Consider the following 13856-nt stretch of genomic DNA (forward strand, 5'->3'; position numbering starts at 1 on the left):
AAATGAAAAAAACAATTGATCATATCGGAATCGCAGTTCGTGATATAGATAGTACGATACGTTTTTATGAAAATGTGTTACTAGGAACTTTAATAGATCGTTACGTAAGTGAAGCTCCTGGTGTGGAAAGCGAAGTAGCCATTCTTGAAGTGGATGGAGATAGAATTGAATTACTTGCACCGACGAATAATACGACATCTCCAATTGCCCGTTTTATTAAACAAAAAGGTAAAGGTGTTCATCACGTTGCGTATCGTGTCGATGATTTAGATGTGGCTCTAGAAGAGTTAAAAGAACAAGGTATTCGGACATTAGAGCATACACTACGCATTAATAAGCACGGTAGAAGGTTAATTTATCTTAACCCAGCGGATACTGAAGGAACGATTATCGAGTATTGTGATTATCCGGAAGAGAAATAGAAGAGGGATATTTTTTTAAAGGTGTTACGTAATAACGTAATACCTTTTTATTTATGTATTTCACATTTTCTTCACAAATGATTCACGATAACTTTTCTTCTTTGATAACTTACATAAATATATTTTATGATATAATAACAATCGGCTTTAAAAATGTAAGTTGTATCTATCATAATAGTTACTATTATATTGGAAGTTTAGAGGTGGAAGAGAAATAAAGAGTTATACTTTCTAGAAGTTTATATTTAATCAGGTTAATATTTTGCCCAGAATCAAACTTTGGAAGTTAAAGTAATGAAAATAGAGCAATGAGGAAGAAAGAAGTGAAATGAGTGTGAAAGTAATGAAAAGGTTAGGGACATTGTTATTACTTGTGTGTGTGCTTATCATATTGATCCCTCAAAGTGCATCTGCTCATGCGTACGTTGTGAAATCAAACCCTACTGAAAATGAAACATTGAAGAAAGCACCATCTGTTGTAAAAATCGAATTCGATGAGGACATACAAGTTTCACGTTTTAATACATTGTACGTGAGAGATACATCAGGTAAAAGGGTCGATTTAAAAGATGCTCATATTGATAAAAAAAATAAAAAACTATTAGAAGCCGGATTAAAAGAAAACCTCAAAAATGGTCTCTACTCTATTCAGTGGAAAGCTATTTCAGCTGATGGACATCCAATTCAAGGGGTTATTCCATTCCGTATTGGATTAGCGGAAGCGGAAACAGACGATGTACAAGTGGAAGAGATGGGGTATGTTCCGCAAATTGATATGATCATGGAACGTGGAATTTTATATACAAGTTTCTCACTATTTATAGGAGTGCTATTCTTTAATCTTATTATGTATAAAGGGAATGCAACCTCGGTTCGATCAAGGAGTAAGAACATAATATGGATTTCCTTATTAGGGATATTTACTAACTTGTTATTCAATCTACCACTGCAAGCGAAAATAAATGCTGATGTTTCATGGCTAGAAGCATTCAATCCTTTACTATTAAAAGAAACGTTACAGCTTTCTGTTTTTAGTTATGTTTGGATTACTCAAATGGTTCTCATTAGTTCGCTTATAATCGTTACGTATTTTGCGATGAGGCGTGAGAAGCTATCGTCTTTTAAAGTATGGAGTATTCCAATAGTGCTGTTTATTGGAATACTTGTTATGAAAGCATTTAATAGTCACGCATATGGTTTAAAGTTTAAAGATATTGCTGTTGTTATGGATTTTTTACATTTATTCGCAGCTTCATTATGGATTGGTGGTTTATCGTCTATTATTCTTCTGTTACGTAAAGAGGATAACAAATGGAATATGTATTGGGATATGATTAAGCGTTTTTCACCGTGGGCAACATGCGCTGTCATTGTGATTTTAATAACAGGTCTTTTTAACAGTACATTTTTTATTCCAACAATCCACTCGTTATTTGATACGAAGTATGGATTAGCTTTACTAGCAAAGATACTTTTATTCGTTTTCATGGGGATATTGGGAATTATTCATTATGTGAAAGGGAAAATGAGAGCGGAGCAAGGATTAGGTGCTACGGTGAAAGTAGAGTTTATCATTGGAATTATCATTTTCGTCATCGTAGCTTTTATGACAAACGTACAAACACCACCGATGCCTCCTACTGGACCTTTTACAGAGAGTAAACAATTAGATAATGGATATGAAATGACGCTAAATGTAAGTCCTAATAGAGTAGGACAAAATATATTCCATATTACTTTAAAGGATGAGAACGGACAACCCGTTACTGATATGGAACAAATTATATTAACGACTCAATCGTTAGATATGAATATGGGAAAAGGATCATTTAAAGTTTCGGCAGTTTCACCGGGAGAATATGAAGCAGAAGGTATGTATATTAACATGACAGGAAACTGGAATATACAAGTACATGGATTAACGAAATCGCTTGATAGCTTCGATACGGATTATAAATTTATTGTAGGTGGCAGATAAAGTGAAACTTTAAGCAGCCCTCATCAATTGGGCTACCCGGCGAATAGCGGGATAAAGAGTAGGTATAGATAAAAAGGAGCTAATTGAAAATGGAACGTATAAAAAAATTAGGAACAACAATGATCGCAACAGCAATTACAATGGGAATGTTTTCGTTACCTGTTAGTGCGCACGTTACTGTGAAGCCAGCAACTTCTGACATCGGTTCTTGGGAGACTTACACGATAAAAGTACCAGTTGAAAAGAATATAGCAACAACAAAAGTTACACTGAAAATACCGTCTGGTGTGGAATTCCAACAGTATGAACCAGTGCCAGGGTGGAAAATGGAAGAGCAGAAAGATAATGCCGGAAAAGTGAAAACTGTAGTATGGGAAGCAATAGGAGAAGGGATTTTACCCGGTCAGTTCCAGCGATTTACTTTCGTCGCTAAAAATCCGGATAAAGAACAAAAAATAGCTTGGGATGCATATCAACAATATAAAGACGGAGAAATTGTTGAATGGACAGGCGATGAGAAAGCTGAAAAACCGCATTCACTTACTACAATTGCAAAAGGTACGTCATTAACAGGAGAACATGGTGAAGTATCTAATGTAGAAAAGAATGAAGGTACCAGTAATATGCAATTTATAGCGATTGTTTTATCTATTTTGGCAATTGTATCTTCGGTAGGTGCGTGTGTTTTTGTAGTGCGTCGTAAAAAATAAGATATAAAAAAGAGCCTACAAATAGTAGGCTCTTTCTCATATTTATTTCACTTCAACCTGCTGCCTTACAGCAAGTGTTTTCGGCTTTATATTTACAAAACAAATGCTCACAACAATAAATAATAGGCCAATAAATAAGCTCATTGTAATGGCTTCATGTAAGAAGATTGAACTTACAATAATAGCGATAAGGGGAATAAGGAATGTATAAGCCCCTACTTTACTCGCTTCACCAGCTCCAACGAGTGTGAAGTATGCAAGCCACCCCATTGCAATAACAAAGAATGAAATAAAGAGTAGTACACTAACAAATGGCATACTCCAAGCAATACTAGACCAACTTTCAAATTCTGAGCCAAATCCGATTAAACAAAGACCACCGATAAGAAGCTGAATTGTTACCATCCAAATGGCATTCACACGGTGACCAGTCTTCTTAATGAATACTGTGCCAAGTGCCCAGCCAATAGCGCATCCTAACGCGAGAAGGATTCCAATAACAGAAATATGTCCTGTTAAACTGCTTGAGCTAATAACACCTACACCAATAAATCCGAGAACAAGCCCGAAAATTTTCAAGCCGTACATTGATTCTTCAAGCCATATCCACGAGAAAATACCGAGTAAAACTGGTTGTAGAAATACAATGGCGGAAAATAACCCAGCAGGCATATATTGAAGACCAACAGTTTGTAACCCGTAAAATATAATGATGTTAAGTAAAGAAGAAATAACGTATAAATGCCACGTTTCTTTTAAATGTAATTCTTTATATTTGGGTAGAGCGAAAAGGAGTAAAATGAATCCTCCAATTAAAGTTCGAACGCCTGCAAATAAAACGGGTGGTGTATAATGCAGGGCAAACTTAGATAAAGGCCAATTGATTCCCCACATGAAAACGAGAAAGGTAAGGATTATGGCCGTCTTAGTTCGAGAAAGCTGTGTCACGGTAAGACCTCCTTGTTGTTATTCATTTCACTATGATATGATATCGAATGTAATAAATAAAATGAATCTTTTTTATAAGGAGTATAAGTGATTAGTTATGACTATTACACAACTGCAAGTATTAATAAAAACTATTGAGTTAGGTAGTTTTACGAAGGCTGCCAGGGTGTTAAATATGACGCAGCCAGCTGTAAGTCATGCCATTTCAAGTATTGAGTCAGAGTTAGGAGTTACGATTCTTATACGTGATAAACGACAAGGATTACTCGTTACGGATGTAGGAAACAGAATTCTTGTACATATTAGAGAGATTTTGAACGGTGTAGAGAAGATTGAACAAGAAGTTGCGATGGAGAAAGGACACGAAGTGGGGACGATTCGAATTGGGAGTTTTCCGAGTGCTTCTGCACATTTCTTACCGAAAATGATAAACCATTTTAAGGAGAAGTATCCGAGCTTAGAGGTCGTTCTTTGTGAAGGAACAATTAAAGAAGTTGAAGATTGGTTAATATCGAGGGTTGTTGATATAGGAATTGTTATTTTGCCTAATAAAGAGATGGAGATTGTCCCGTTAACGAAGGGAAAAATGGTTGCTATCTTAAGAGAGGATCATCCTCTTTGTAAGAAGGACTCTATTACAATTCGTGATTTGGAGAATGAACCGATCATATTATGTAAGGGCGGATACGAACCACCCATCATTGATATGTTTAAACAAGCCAACATACCACTTCGGGCTGAGTATGTAATTTCTACCGTTACTACAGCTTTAAATATGATTCAAGAAGGATTAGGCATTGCAATATTAGCTGAATTATCTTTAACGAATTTACCACAGAATGTGCAAACGAGAGAATTGGAACCGCAAGTATGGAGAGAAATTGCTTTAGCTGTTCCTTCATTAAAGGATTCTTCAATCGCTGTACAGCTATTTATTGAAGAATTTCAAGCGCTATTTGCAGAATAAAAAGGGGTGTCTCATATATCATAATGGGGCACTTTTTAATTTACTTATAAAAAATCTATGAAAAGGATTGACTTATTTTTTAGTTGTAACTATAATGATTACATCGAGGTGGTGATTACGATGAAAATTAGTAGCCGCTTTACCATAGCTGTTCATATTTTATCTATTTTGAAAAACAATCCATCTTCACTTTGTACTTCAGACTATATGGCTGAGAGTGTTAATACAAATCCAGTAGTCATTCGTAAAATCATGTCGTACTTGAAACAAGCTGGCTTTGTTTACGTAAATCGTGGACCGGGTGGCGCGGGATTACTAAAGGATTTACATGAAATCACATTGTTAGATGTGTATCATGCAGTGAACGTAGTCGAAGAAGACAAGCTATTTCATATTCACGAGCAACCGAATCCAGATTGTCCAATTGGGGCGAATATTCAAGCGGTGTTAGAAATTATTTTAATTCAAGCACAATCCGCGATGGAAGAAGTTTTGAGAAATATTACGATGGGGCAGTTGTTTGAAACTTTGCAAGAAAAAATGAATGCTTAAATAATATTTATATTTTTTTATCATCAATGTAACTGATTTGATTACAACGATAAGGTAAGGTGTAAAAGTTATGACTGTAAAAATGAAAGTATACTCAGATTTTATATGTCCGTTTTGTTTTTTAGCAAAAGGTCCATTAGATGAGGTAGCGAAAGAGAAAGATGTAGAGATTGAATGGATGCCATTTGAATTACGTCCAAGTCCATATTCAAAAATAGATCCATGGAATGAACCAGAAAAATTAGGTTCATGGGATGCTTTCATTCTTCCGACAGCGAAGAAGTTAGGAATTGATATGCGCTTGCCACGTGTTTCACCACATCCATATACACATTTAGCTTTCGAAGGATGTCAATTTGCGAAAGAACGTGGACTAGGTAATGAGTATCATCACCGCGTATTCACAGCATTTTTCCAAGAAGAGCAAAACATTGAAGATATTGATGTGTTAACAAAATTAGCGGTAGAAGTAGGACTTCCTGAGGCGGAATTTAAAGATGCTTTAGTAACTCGTAAATATAAAGAAAAGCATCAAGAAGCAATTCAACACGCATATGATGAAGCGAATATTATGGCTGTTCCAACTGTCATGATTGGAGATGAAGTCATTCAAGGACTTGCTAGTAAAGAAACACTAGAAAGGGTCATTGATAAAGAAATTGAAAAGGATAAAACAAATTCATTTGAAGGTATGCAATGTAATACCGATGGATATTGCTAATTCGCTTGTTATGAAATAACAAAATAAATGATAAAACAAACATTTGGAGGAATTAAAATGTCAGCAACTACAACAAACTTAAAAGAAGCAATCGTGAACCGCCGTTCAATTCGTAAAGTAACAAAAAACGATGCAATTACGAAAGAAAGAATTGAAGAAGTGTTAAAAACAGCTTTACACGCACCAACATCTTTCAATATGCAAAGTGGTCGTATGGTTGTATTAATGGATGGAGAGCATGAAAAGTTTTGGGATATCGTTAAAGAAACACTAAGAGCACGCGTACCAGCAGAAAACTTTGAAGCGACTGTAGAAAGACTAAAAGGCTTCCATGCAGGTGTAGGAACAGTTCTATTCTTTGAAGATCAAGCAACTGTAGAAAAAATGCAAGAAAATGCCCCATTATACAAAGATCAGTTTCCATTCTGGTCTCATCAAGGAAATGCGATGTTACAACATACTGTGTGGATGCTATTATCTGCTGAAGGAATTGGGGCGTCATTACAACATTACAACCCAATCGTAGATGCTGAAGTGAAAGAAACTTGGAACATTCCGGCAGAGTGGAGCTTAGTAGGTCAAATGCCATTTGGTGAACCAAACGAACAACCAGCAGAAAGAACGTTCTTGCCTACTGAAGATGTAGTGAAATTTTATTAAGAAATACAATATGTAACGAGAAGGAAGCTGTGCTTAAAAACAGCTTCCTTTTTTGTAGTGGTGTTAATTTATGCGCATTTAGGGAAGAAATATAAGAAATAATACGGTGAGAAGGGAATTAGAAAAATGAATGATGAGAAAAAATATACAGTGGTAGGTACTGATGTTGAGGAAGTAAAGCGTTTAAATAAAAATTCAGGGTTAACGTATAATCAAGTGAAAGAAATGTTAGCAAAGCAAATGCAAAAAAAGAAGTAATTAGATTGAAATCTTTCATTTTTTCATTTAGCATTTTGATTGGAGAGAGTTAAGTAAAAGGTAACTCTCTTTTTTGTATAGCTAAGCATCTTATAGAGTGGAGGAAGCAACATGAAGAAATGGGTAAAGGTAACGCTGTCTATCACTGGAGGCATTGTCTTATTAGCGTGTGCCGGCGGATATTACGTGTATAAAAATTATTTTCCAAAGGAACCTGAGCGTATTGTATATGATAAAGAAAGAGTGCTACAACCGATACATAATCAGCTTAAAGGAATCAATATAGAAAATGTAAAGATAAAAGAAAGAGAAGTCGTAAATGCGACTGTAGATGAGCTTCAAAAAATGATTGATGATGGAAAGTTGTCATATGAAGAATTAACGAGTATTTATCTCTTTAGAATACAAGAACATGATCAAAATGGAATAACATTAAATTCTGTTACAGAGATAAATCCTAATGCGATGGAAGAAGCAAGAAAGTTAGATCAAGAGCGGGGTAGAAACAAAAATTCGAATTTATATGGTATTCCTGTCGTTGTAAAAGATAATGTACAGACGGAAAAAGTGATGCCGACTAGTGCAGGAACTTATGTATTAAAAGATTGGATTGCAGATCAAGACGCAACAATTGTGAAGCAGTTGAAAGAAGAAGGAGCATTTGTTTTAGGAAAAGCGAATATGTCTGAGTGGGCGAACTATTTATCTTTTACAATGCCAAGCGGGTATAGCGGGAAGAAAGGACAAAATTTAAACCCGTACGGTCCGATTACATTCGATACTTCAGGATCAAGTTCAGGATCTGCTACAGTAGTTGCAGCAGATTTTGCGCCGCTTGCAATTGGAACAGAAACGACGGGATCGATTGTTGCACCAGCGGCGCAGCAATCAGTAGTTGGGTTACGTCCATCTTTAGGTATGGTAAGTAGAACAGGAATTATTCCATTAGCTGAAACTCTTGATACAGCAGGACCTATGGCAAGAACAGTAAAAGATGTAGCAACGTTATTTAATGCAATGATAGGTTATGACGAAAAAGATGTTATGACAGAAAAAATGAAAGATAAAGAAAGAATTGATTATACAAAGGATTTATCAATAGATGGATTAAAAGGGAAAAAGATAGGGCTTCTTTTTTCTGTAGACCAACAAGATGAAAATAGAAAAGTAGTAGTAGAAAAAATTAGAAAAGACCTTCAAGATGCAGGTGCGATATTAACTGATAATATCCAGTTAAGTGCTGAGGGTGTAGATAATTTGCAAACATTAGAATATGAGTTCAAGCATAATGTAAACGACTATCTTTCACAGCAAAAGAATGTACCGGTAAAATCGTTAGAAGAGATTATAGCGTTTAATAAAAAGGATAGTAAAAGACGAATAAAATACGGACAAACATTAATTGAAGGGTCTGAAAAATCTGCTATAACGAAAGAAGAGTTTGAAAACGTAGTGCAAACGAGTCAAGAAAATGCAAGAAAAGAGCTAGATAGGTATTTAGTAGAAAAAGGTTTGGATGCTCTAGTTATGATTAATAACGATGAAGTCCTTCTATCAGCTGTAGCTGGTTATCCGGAATTAGCGGTTCCTGCTGGATATGATAAAAATGGAGAACCAATCGGTGTAGTGTTTGTAGGGAAACAGTTTGGTGAAAAAGAGCTTTTCAATATTGGATATGCGTATGAACAGCAGTCCAAAAATAGAAAATCACCTAGTTTATAAAAGATTATATGAAAAATAACTGCCACCGAAATTATGTTGGTGGATTCCAGTTAAACGAATCTAACAATATGAAAAGAAAAAAAGGATTCTTCTCAATTAGTAAGAAAGATTGTCTATAGGAGTTCATAAAATGTAATATATTCAATTTCCATCCATTGAAGGGGGAGGTTAATTCTTAATGAATGAAGTAAAGAGTTTTTTTCGAAGTGGAGGGTTTCAACGGTTTCTCGTTTTAATAATAGTAGCGCTTGTATTATACGCATTAAAAAGTATGATTAATTTAATATTAATTACGTTTATACTGACGTTTTTAATGGATCGATTTCAACGTTTTATTTCAAGAAAATTGAAAGTAAACCGGAAAATTGTTATTGCATGTTTATATATAATACTAGTTTCCTTTATAGGCACAACATTATATAAATATTTACCTGTGCTGACGATACAAATTTCACAATTAATTTATCAATTTAAACTGTTTTTTCAAAATCCACCTGATAATGAAATCGTTAAATATGCACTTTCGACAATTAATGGGATGGAAGTATCAAAATATATAGAACAAGGTGTAGACGTCATATATCAATCAATAGCAAATATAGGGAAGGTAAGTTTACAAATATTATTATCTCTAATTTTAAGCTTATTTTTCTTATTAGAAAAAGAGCGTATTATTACATTTACATCAAAGTTTAAAGATAGTAAGTTAAAAATCTTTTATGAAGAAATTGCATATTTTGGTGAAAGATTTGCAAGATCGTTCGGCAAAGTAATTGAGGCTCAGTTTTTAATTGCCGTTGTAAATTGTATTCTTACTGTCATTGCATTAATCGTTTTAGGATTTCCACAGCTACTTGTATTAGCTGTTATGATTTTCTTACTAGGGTTGATTCCTGTTGCAGGTGTAATTATTTCTTTGTTTCCACTTTGTATCATTGCTTACAACGTAGGCGGAGTTATATACGTAGTATACATACTCGTATTCATAACAGTAATCCATGCTCTTGAAAGTTATTTTTTAAATCCGAAGTTTATGTCTGCAAAAACAAATTTACCAATATTCTACACATTTATGATTCTCATCTTCTCAGAGCATTTCCTTGGAATATGGGGGCTTATTATCGGGATACCAATCTTTATCTTTTTATTAGATGTACTTGATATAAATAATGAGAATGCGACTAAAAAATAAGAAATGATAGAAAATCACTAAAAAGTCATAGGAGATAATGAAAATAAAAAGCAATCCAAAATAAATTGGATTGCTTTTTATCTTAATTAAAGAACTGGAGCCATTGTTTCTTTCAATACTTGAACAGAGTGGTCGAATTTTAATTCTTCATCTTCACTTAATTCAACCTCTAAAATTTCACGAACACCGCCGCGATTTAAAACAGCAGGTACCCCGATATAAACATCTTTTTGACCGTATTGACCTTCTAAGTAAGCTGATACAGTTAATACACTATTTTCGTCGTTTAAAATTGCTTTTGTAACACGTAGAAGTGACATACCGATACCATAATAAGTTGCGCCTTTACGCTCAATAATATGGTAAGCTGCATCACGGACGTTTATGAAAATTTTGTCTAAATCTTCTTGATTATACGTGTTGTCTTTTTCAAGCAGTGTTTGTAGTTTTTGGATACCAACGGAAACATGGCTCCAAACTGGAAGTTCAGTATCGCCGTGTTCTCCGATAATATAAGCGTGAATGTTGTGTGGACCAATATCGAAGTACTCACCTAACATATAGCGGAAACGAGCAGAATCAAGCGTTGTACCAGAACCGATTACACGTTCTTTCGGTAAACCAGATTCTTTCCAAGTTACGTAAGTTAAAATATCTACAGGGTTTGTTGCGATTAAGAAGATGCCATCAAATCCGCTATCCATAATACTGCGAACGATTTGTTTGAAGATTTTAGCGTTTTTCTCAACTAAATCTAAACGTGTTTCGCCTGGTTTTTGTGGTAATCCAGCTGTAATAACTACAAGGTCAGCATCTTTGCAATCTTCGTAGCTGCCTTTCCATACTCTAGTTGGAGCTGGTGCGAATGGAACAGCATGACTTAAGTCCATTGCTTCCCCTTCAGCTTTTGCCTCATTTACATCGACTAAAACAAATTCTTCAGCTACAGCCTGGTTAATCATGCAGTAAGCATAACTACATCCAACTGCTCCTGTTCCTACTAATACAACACGGTTAATACCTTTTTTCATTTCAAAATTCCTCGCAATTTCATTGATTTTATTATGTAAGATAATACGTCTTACTTCTATAGAGTCATATCTAGTTTATTACATTTTATAAAAGATATTCAAGTATTTGAAAATGTATCCGTGCAAACCCGCGAACAAAACATAGGAATTCAGTGAACCGAATATAATTCAGTAAAATCCTTTGTAAAAGGGGAAATGGCATGGGGAATCCATTAGCAATGGAAGAAATGCTTCATATTATTCATGCAGGGCTTGTTAAAAAGAATAACCCAAAACGGATTACGATTGCAGGTGCAGGGATTTCTGGATTAGTTGCAGGTTCTTTATTAAAAGAGGCTGGGCACGAAGTAACGATTATAGAAGCAAATAACAGAATAGGTGGCAGAGTGTATACGATTCGGGAACCATTTAGTGTGGGTTTATATTTTAATGCGGGACCGATGAGAATCCCTGACACCCATAAGTTAACCTTAGCGTATATTCATAAATTTAAACTACCTTTAAACCTTTTTATAAATAAAACTTTTGCAGATATCATTTATACGAATAACATTCAAACGAGATTGAATGTGTTTGAAAATGATCCAAGTGTACTTGAATATCCGGTTTTGGATAAAGAAAGAGGAAAAACGGCAGAAGAGCTAATGATTGAAGTATTAGAACCAATACTAAATTACATTAAGAAGGATCCTGATAAAAACTGGCTTATCGTTGAAAAAAAGTATAAAACGTATTCGCTTGGTTCATTTTTAATGGAGTATTATTCAGATGGTGCGATAGATATGATTGGGGTACTTCTTGATATGGAAGCTTATATGGGAATGTCCTTAATTGAAGTATTACGTGAAATGATTTTCTTTACTTCAACAACGAAATATTATGAAATAACTGGTGGAATGGATAAGTTATCGAATGCATTCTTACCACAATTAAGGGAACATATTTTAATGCCGTATAAGGTTGATAAAATTATACAAGAAGATAATAAAGTAATGTTACAAGGAAATCATGAACAAACGTTAGAGCAATTTACAATAACAAGTGATTTTGCTATTATTACAATTCCATTTTCAGCGTTAAGATTTGTAGAAGTTCAGCCATACTATTTATTCTCTTATTTTAAAAAAAGAGCAATTCGTGAATTAAATTATATTGCTGCAACTAAAATTGCAATAGAGTTTAAAAGTAGATTTTGGGAGAAAGCGGGACAGTGTGGCGGTAAATCTATTACTGATTTACCGATACGGTTTACATACTATCCGAGTTATGGCATTCATACTCCAGGACCAGCTATCGTTATAGCAAGTTATACGTGGGCAGATGAGGCGTTAACATGGGATAGTCTCCCGCAAAGAGATCGTATTCGTTACGCATTAAAAAATTTAGCGGAAATATACGGTGACATCGTCTATAGTGAGTTTGTCACTGGAACATCTTTTAGCTGGAGTAAAAATCCGTATTCTTGCGGTGCATTTACAGCTTTCGAACCAGGCCAAGAGCTCGAGTTATTTCCGTATATTACACCACCATCTGGAAAAGTACATTTTGCAGGAGAGCATACGACATTAACACATGGATGGATGCAAGGGGCAATTGAGTCTGGAGTTAGAGTTGCATATGAAGTAAATGAACAGTGAATCTCTTATATTTACAAATGGTCATTCTTTTAATAAAATGATAAATATAAATCGTAATTATTACGCTTTGAATACATTTGAAGTAAAGAAATGGATGGTCGGTTGAATGAATAAAGTGGAGATTCATATATTAGGTGGTTTTTTAGGTAGTGGAAAATCAACATTATTACAAAATTTATTGTTAGCAGAGAAAAAGAAGAATAGAAAAGTTGCAGTATTAATGAATGAAATTGGTGAATACTCAGTAGATACAGATATTATTGGAAAAGAGAATGTTTTAAGAGAACTTCTTAAAGGATGTATTTGTTGTACGTTAAAAGAAGAGCTTGAAGTACAATTACATTCGTTATACCAACAAGAAAGACCAGATGTAATTTATATAGAAACGACAGGTGTTGCGCATCCAATTGAAGTGTTAGACGCGTGTGTCTCGCCAATTTTAGCTCCTTTTCTGGAAGTGAAATCAATTGTAGTCGTTTTAGATGCAGTAAGGTGGTTAAATCGAAGTATATTAAGTGCAAATGTACAACAGCTATTGCATGAGCAACTGAAATTTGGTAGTCACATTCTTGTTAATAAAGCAGATTTACTAACAGATGAAGATAAGAATACAGTATTTGAAGAAGTAAAGGCAATAAATGATCATGCGAAAATGTATGAGACAAAGTATTGTAATATATCTTTAAAAGATATAGAAGAAGCAGAATTTCCAAATGATGAGGAACACGAGACACTACATGTCAAACAGCATTTACATATACAAACAATGACATATCAATTTACGAAACCGATTGATCAAGACACATTATATGAATGGCTTTCGAATTTACCAGATAGTATTTATCGAGTGAAAGGTTTTGTGAAATTCCATGGAGATAAATACCCTCACCTATTCCAATATTCGTTCGGAGTACCAACTTTATTAGAACAAGACTTCGGTTTCCCGACAAACTTAGTAGTAATAGGAGAAGGACTAGATAAGAAACAATTGGCTGAAGGGTTAGAGAAAGTAGAACTTAACTCTAATTAAGGGGAAAAGACTAACTTAAAAATAAGTT

14 protein-coding genes are annotated in these 13856 nt (G+C 34.5%); 12 read left to right on the forward strand and 2 right to left on the reverse strand.

The features are described 5' to 3' along the window. The first annotated feature begins 2 nt into the window (after positions 1 to 2). The 3 genes from C3Y97_RS09190 to C3Y97_RS09200 all read left to right on the forward strand — a co-directional run bounded on the left by C3Y97_RS09190 (position 3) and on the right by C3Y97_RS09200 (position 3110). The gene (locus C3Y97_RS09190) at positions 3 to 422 is read left to right on the forward strand and encodes a VOC family protein (RefSeq protein ID WP_000750850.1); all 420 of its coding nucleotides are present in this window, start codon (positions 3 to 5) and stop codon (positions 420 to 422) included. 328 nt (positions 423 to 750) lie between these two features. After that, positions 751 to 2400, forward strand: a complete 1650-nt coding sequence (locus C3Y97_RS09195; protein ID WP_136363288.1) for a copper resistance CopC/CopD family protein — start codon at positions 751 to 753, stop codon at positions 2398 to 2400. An 89-nt stretch (positions 2401 to 2489) separates the two neighbouring features. Then, a complete protein-coding gene (locus C3Y97_RS09200; RefSeq protein ID WP_048538801.1) occupies positions 2490 to 3110 on the forward strand; it encodes a YcnI family copper-binding membrane protein in 621 nt (206 codons plus the stop codon). Positions 3111 to 3152: 42 nt separating this feature from the next. Here the strand turns inward: C3Y97_RS09200 and C3Y97_RS09205 are convergent, their stop codons facing one another. Next, entirely contained in the window at positions 3153 to 4058 is a 906-nt protein-coding gene (locus C3Y97_RS09205) for a DMT family transporter (protein WP_000192812.1), read from the reverse strand. Positions 4059 to 4155: 97 nt separating this feature from the next. On the opposite strand from C3Y97_RS09205, the gene C3Y97_RS09210 reads away from it, so the two are divergent. The 7 genes from C3Y97_RS09210 to C3Y97_RS09235 all read left to right on the forward strand — a co-directional run bounded on the left by C3Y97_RS09210 (position 4156) and on the right by C3Y97_RS09235 (position 10130). Then, complete coding sequence (locus tag C3Y97_RS09210; RefSeq protein WP_136363290.1) at positions 4156 to 5025, forward strand: LysR family transcriptional regulator; 870 nt, start codon at positions 4156 to 4158, stop codon at positions 5023 to 5025. 120 nt (positions 5026 to 5145) lie between these two features. Then, positions 5146 to 5577: an Rrf2 family transcriptional regulator gene (locus tag C3Y97_RS09215; protein WP_075677382.1), complete on the forward strand. Its 432-nt coding sequence runs from the start codon at positions 5146 to 5148 to the stop codon at positions 5575 to 5577. Between the two features lie 70 nt (positions 5578 to 5647). Next, the gene (locus tag C3Y97_RS09220; RefSeq protein ID WP_000216673.1) at positions 5648 to 6298 is read left to right on the forward strand and encodes a DsbA family oxidoreductase; all 651 of its coding nucleotides are present in this window, start codon (positions 5648 to 5650) and stop codon (positions 6296 to 6298) included. 57 nt (positions 6299 to 6355) lie between these two features. Continuing rightward, positions 6356 to 6958 (forward strand): nitroreductase family protein, encoded by a 603-nt coding sequence (locus tag C3Y97_RS09225; RefSeq protein ID WP_001277021.1) that lies wholly within the window; start codon positions 6356 to 6358, stop codon positions 6956 to 6958. Positions 6959 to 7084: 126 nt separating this feature from the next. Continuing rightward, positions 7085 to 7216 (forward strand): hypothetical protein, encoded by a 132-nt coding sequence (locus C3Y97_RS28260; RefSeq protein WP_000997344.1) that lies wholly within the window; start codon positions 7085 to 7087, stop codon positions 7214 to 7216. A 111-nt stretch (positions 7217 to 7327) separates the two neighbouring features. Then, complete coding sequence (locus tag C3Y97_RS09230; protein ID WP_000759479.1) at positions 7328 to 8938, forward strand: amidase family protein; 1611 nt, start codon at positions 7328 to 7330, stop codon at positions 8936 to 8938. A 178-nt stretch (positions 8939 to 9116) separates the two neighbouring features. After that, positions 9117 to 10130, forward strand: coding sequence for an AI-2E family transporter (locus C3Y97_RS09235; RefSeq protein ID WP_136363293.1), 1014 nt, complete (start codon positions 9117 to 9119; stop codon positions 10128 to 10130). Positions 10131 to 10216: 86 nt separating this feature from the next. On the opposite strand, the gene C3Y97_RS09240 is transcribed toward C3Y97_RS09235, so the two are convergent. Continuing rightward, a complete protein-coding gene (locus C3Y97_RS09240) occupies positions 10217 to 11161 on the reverse strand; it encodes an L-lactate dehydrogenase (RefSeq protein ID WP_000715321.1) in 945 nt (314 codons plus the stop codon). Between the two features lie 200 nt (positions 11162 to 11361). On the opposite strand from C3Y97_RS09240, the gene C3Y97_RS09245 reads away from it, so the two are divergent. Together C3Y97_RS09245 and C3Y97_RS09255 are read left to right on the forward strand one after the other, a co-directional pair. Then, positions 11362 to 12798, forward strand: coding sequence for a flavin monoamine oxidase family protein (locus C3Y97_RS09245; RefSeq protein WP_000528002.1), 1437 nt, complete (start codon positions 11362 to 11364; stop codon positions 12796 to 12798). Between the two features lie 106 nt (positions 12799 to 12904). Next, complete coding sequence (locus C3Y97_RS09255) at positions 12905 to 13828, forward strand: CobW family GTP-binding protein (RefSeq protein ID WP_136363295.1); 924 nt, start codon at positions 12905 to 12907, stop codon at positions 13826 to 13828. Positions 13829 to 13856: the final 28 nt, after the last annotated feature.

The organism is Bacillus sp. DU-106 (genome assembly GCF_004799705.1).
GTDB lineage: Bacteria > Bacillota > Bacilli > Bacillales > Bacillaceae_G > Bacillus_A > Bacillus_A cereus.

Coding starts and splice junctions, on each gene's coding strand:
- C3Y97_RS09235 (WP_136363293.1), top strand. CDS start 9,117: ATGAATGAAGTAAAGAGTTTTTTTCGAAGTGGAGGGTTTCAACGGTTT.
- C3Y97_RS09245 (WP_000528002.1), top strand. CDS start 11,362: ATGGGGAATCCATTAGCAATGGAAGAAATGCTTCATATTATTCATGCA.
- C3Y97_RS09215 (WP_075677382.1), top strand. CDS start 5,146: ATGAAAATTAGTAGCCGCTTTACCATAGCTGTTCATATTTTATCTATT.
- C3Y97_RS09220 (WP_000216673.1), top strand. CDS start 5,648: ATGACTGTAAAAATGAAAGTATACTCAGATTTTATATGTCCGTTTTGT.
- C3Y97_RS28260 (WP_000997344.1), top strand. CDS start 7,085: ATGAATGATGAGAAAAAATATACAGTGGTAGGTACTGATGTTGAGGAA.
- C3Y97_RS09210 (WP_136363290.1), top strand. CDS start 4,156: ATGACTATTACACAACTGCAAGTATTAATAAAAACTATTGAGTTAGGT.
- C3Y97_RS09195 (WP_136363288.1), top strand. CDS start 751: ATGAGTGTGAAAGTAATGAAAAGGTTAGGGACATTGTTATTACTTGTG.
- C3Y97_RS09230 (WP_000759479.1), top strand. CDS start 7,328: ATGAAGAAATGGGTAAAGGTAACGCTGTCTATCACTGGAGGCATTGTC.
- C3Y97_RS09255 (WP_136363295.1), top strand. CDS start 12,905: ATGAATAAAGTGGAGATTCATATATTAGGTGGTTTTTTAGGTAGTGGA.
- C3Y97_RS09225 (WP_001277021.1), top strand. CDS start 6,356: ATGTCAGCAACTACAACAAACTTAAAAGAAGCAATCGTGAACCGCCGT.
- C3Y97_RS09240 (WP_000715321.1), bottom strand. CDS start 11,161: ATGAAAAAAGGTATTAACCGTGTTGTATTAGTAGGAACAGGAGCAGTT.
- C3Y97_RS09200 (WP_048538801.1), top strand. CDS start 2,490: ATGGAACGTATAAAAAAATTAGGAACAACAATGATCGCAACAGCAATT.
- C3Y97_RS09190 (WP_000750850.1), top strand. CDS start 3: ATGAAAAAAACAATTGATCATATCGGAATCGCAGTTCGTGATATAGAT.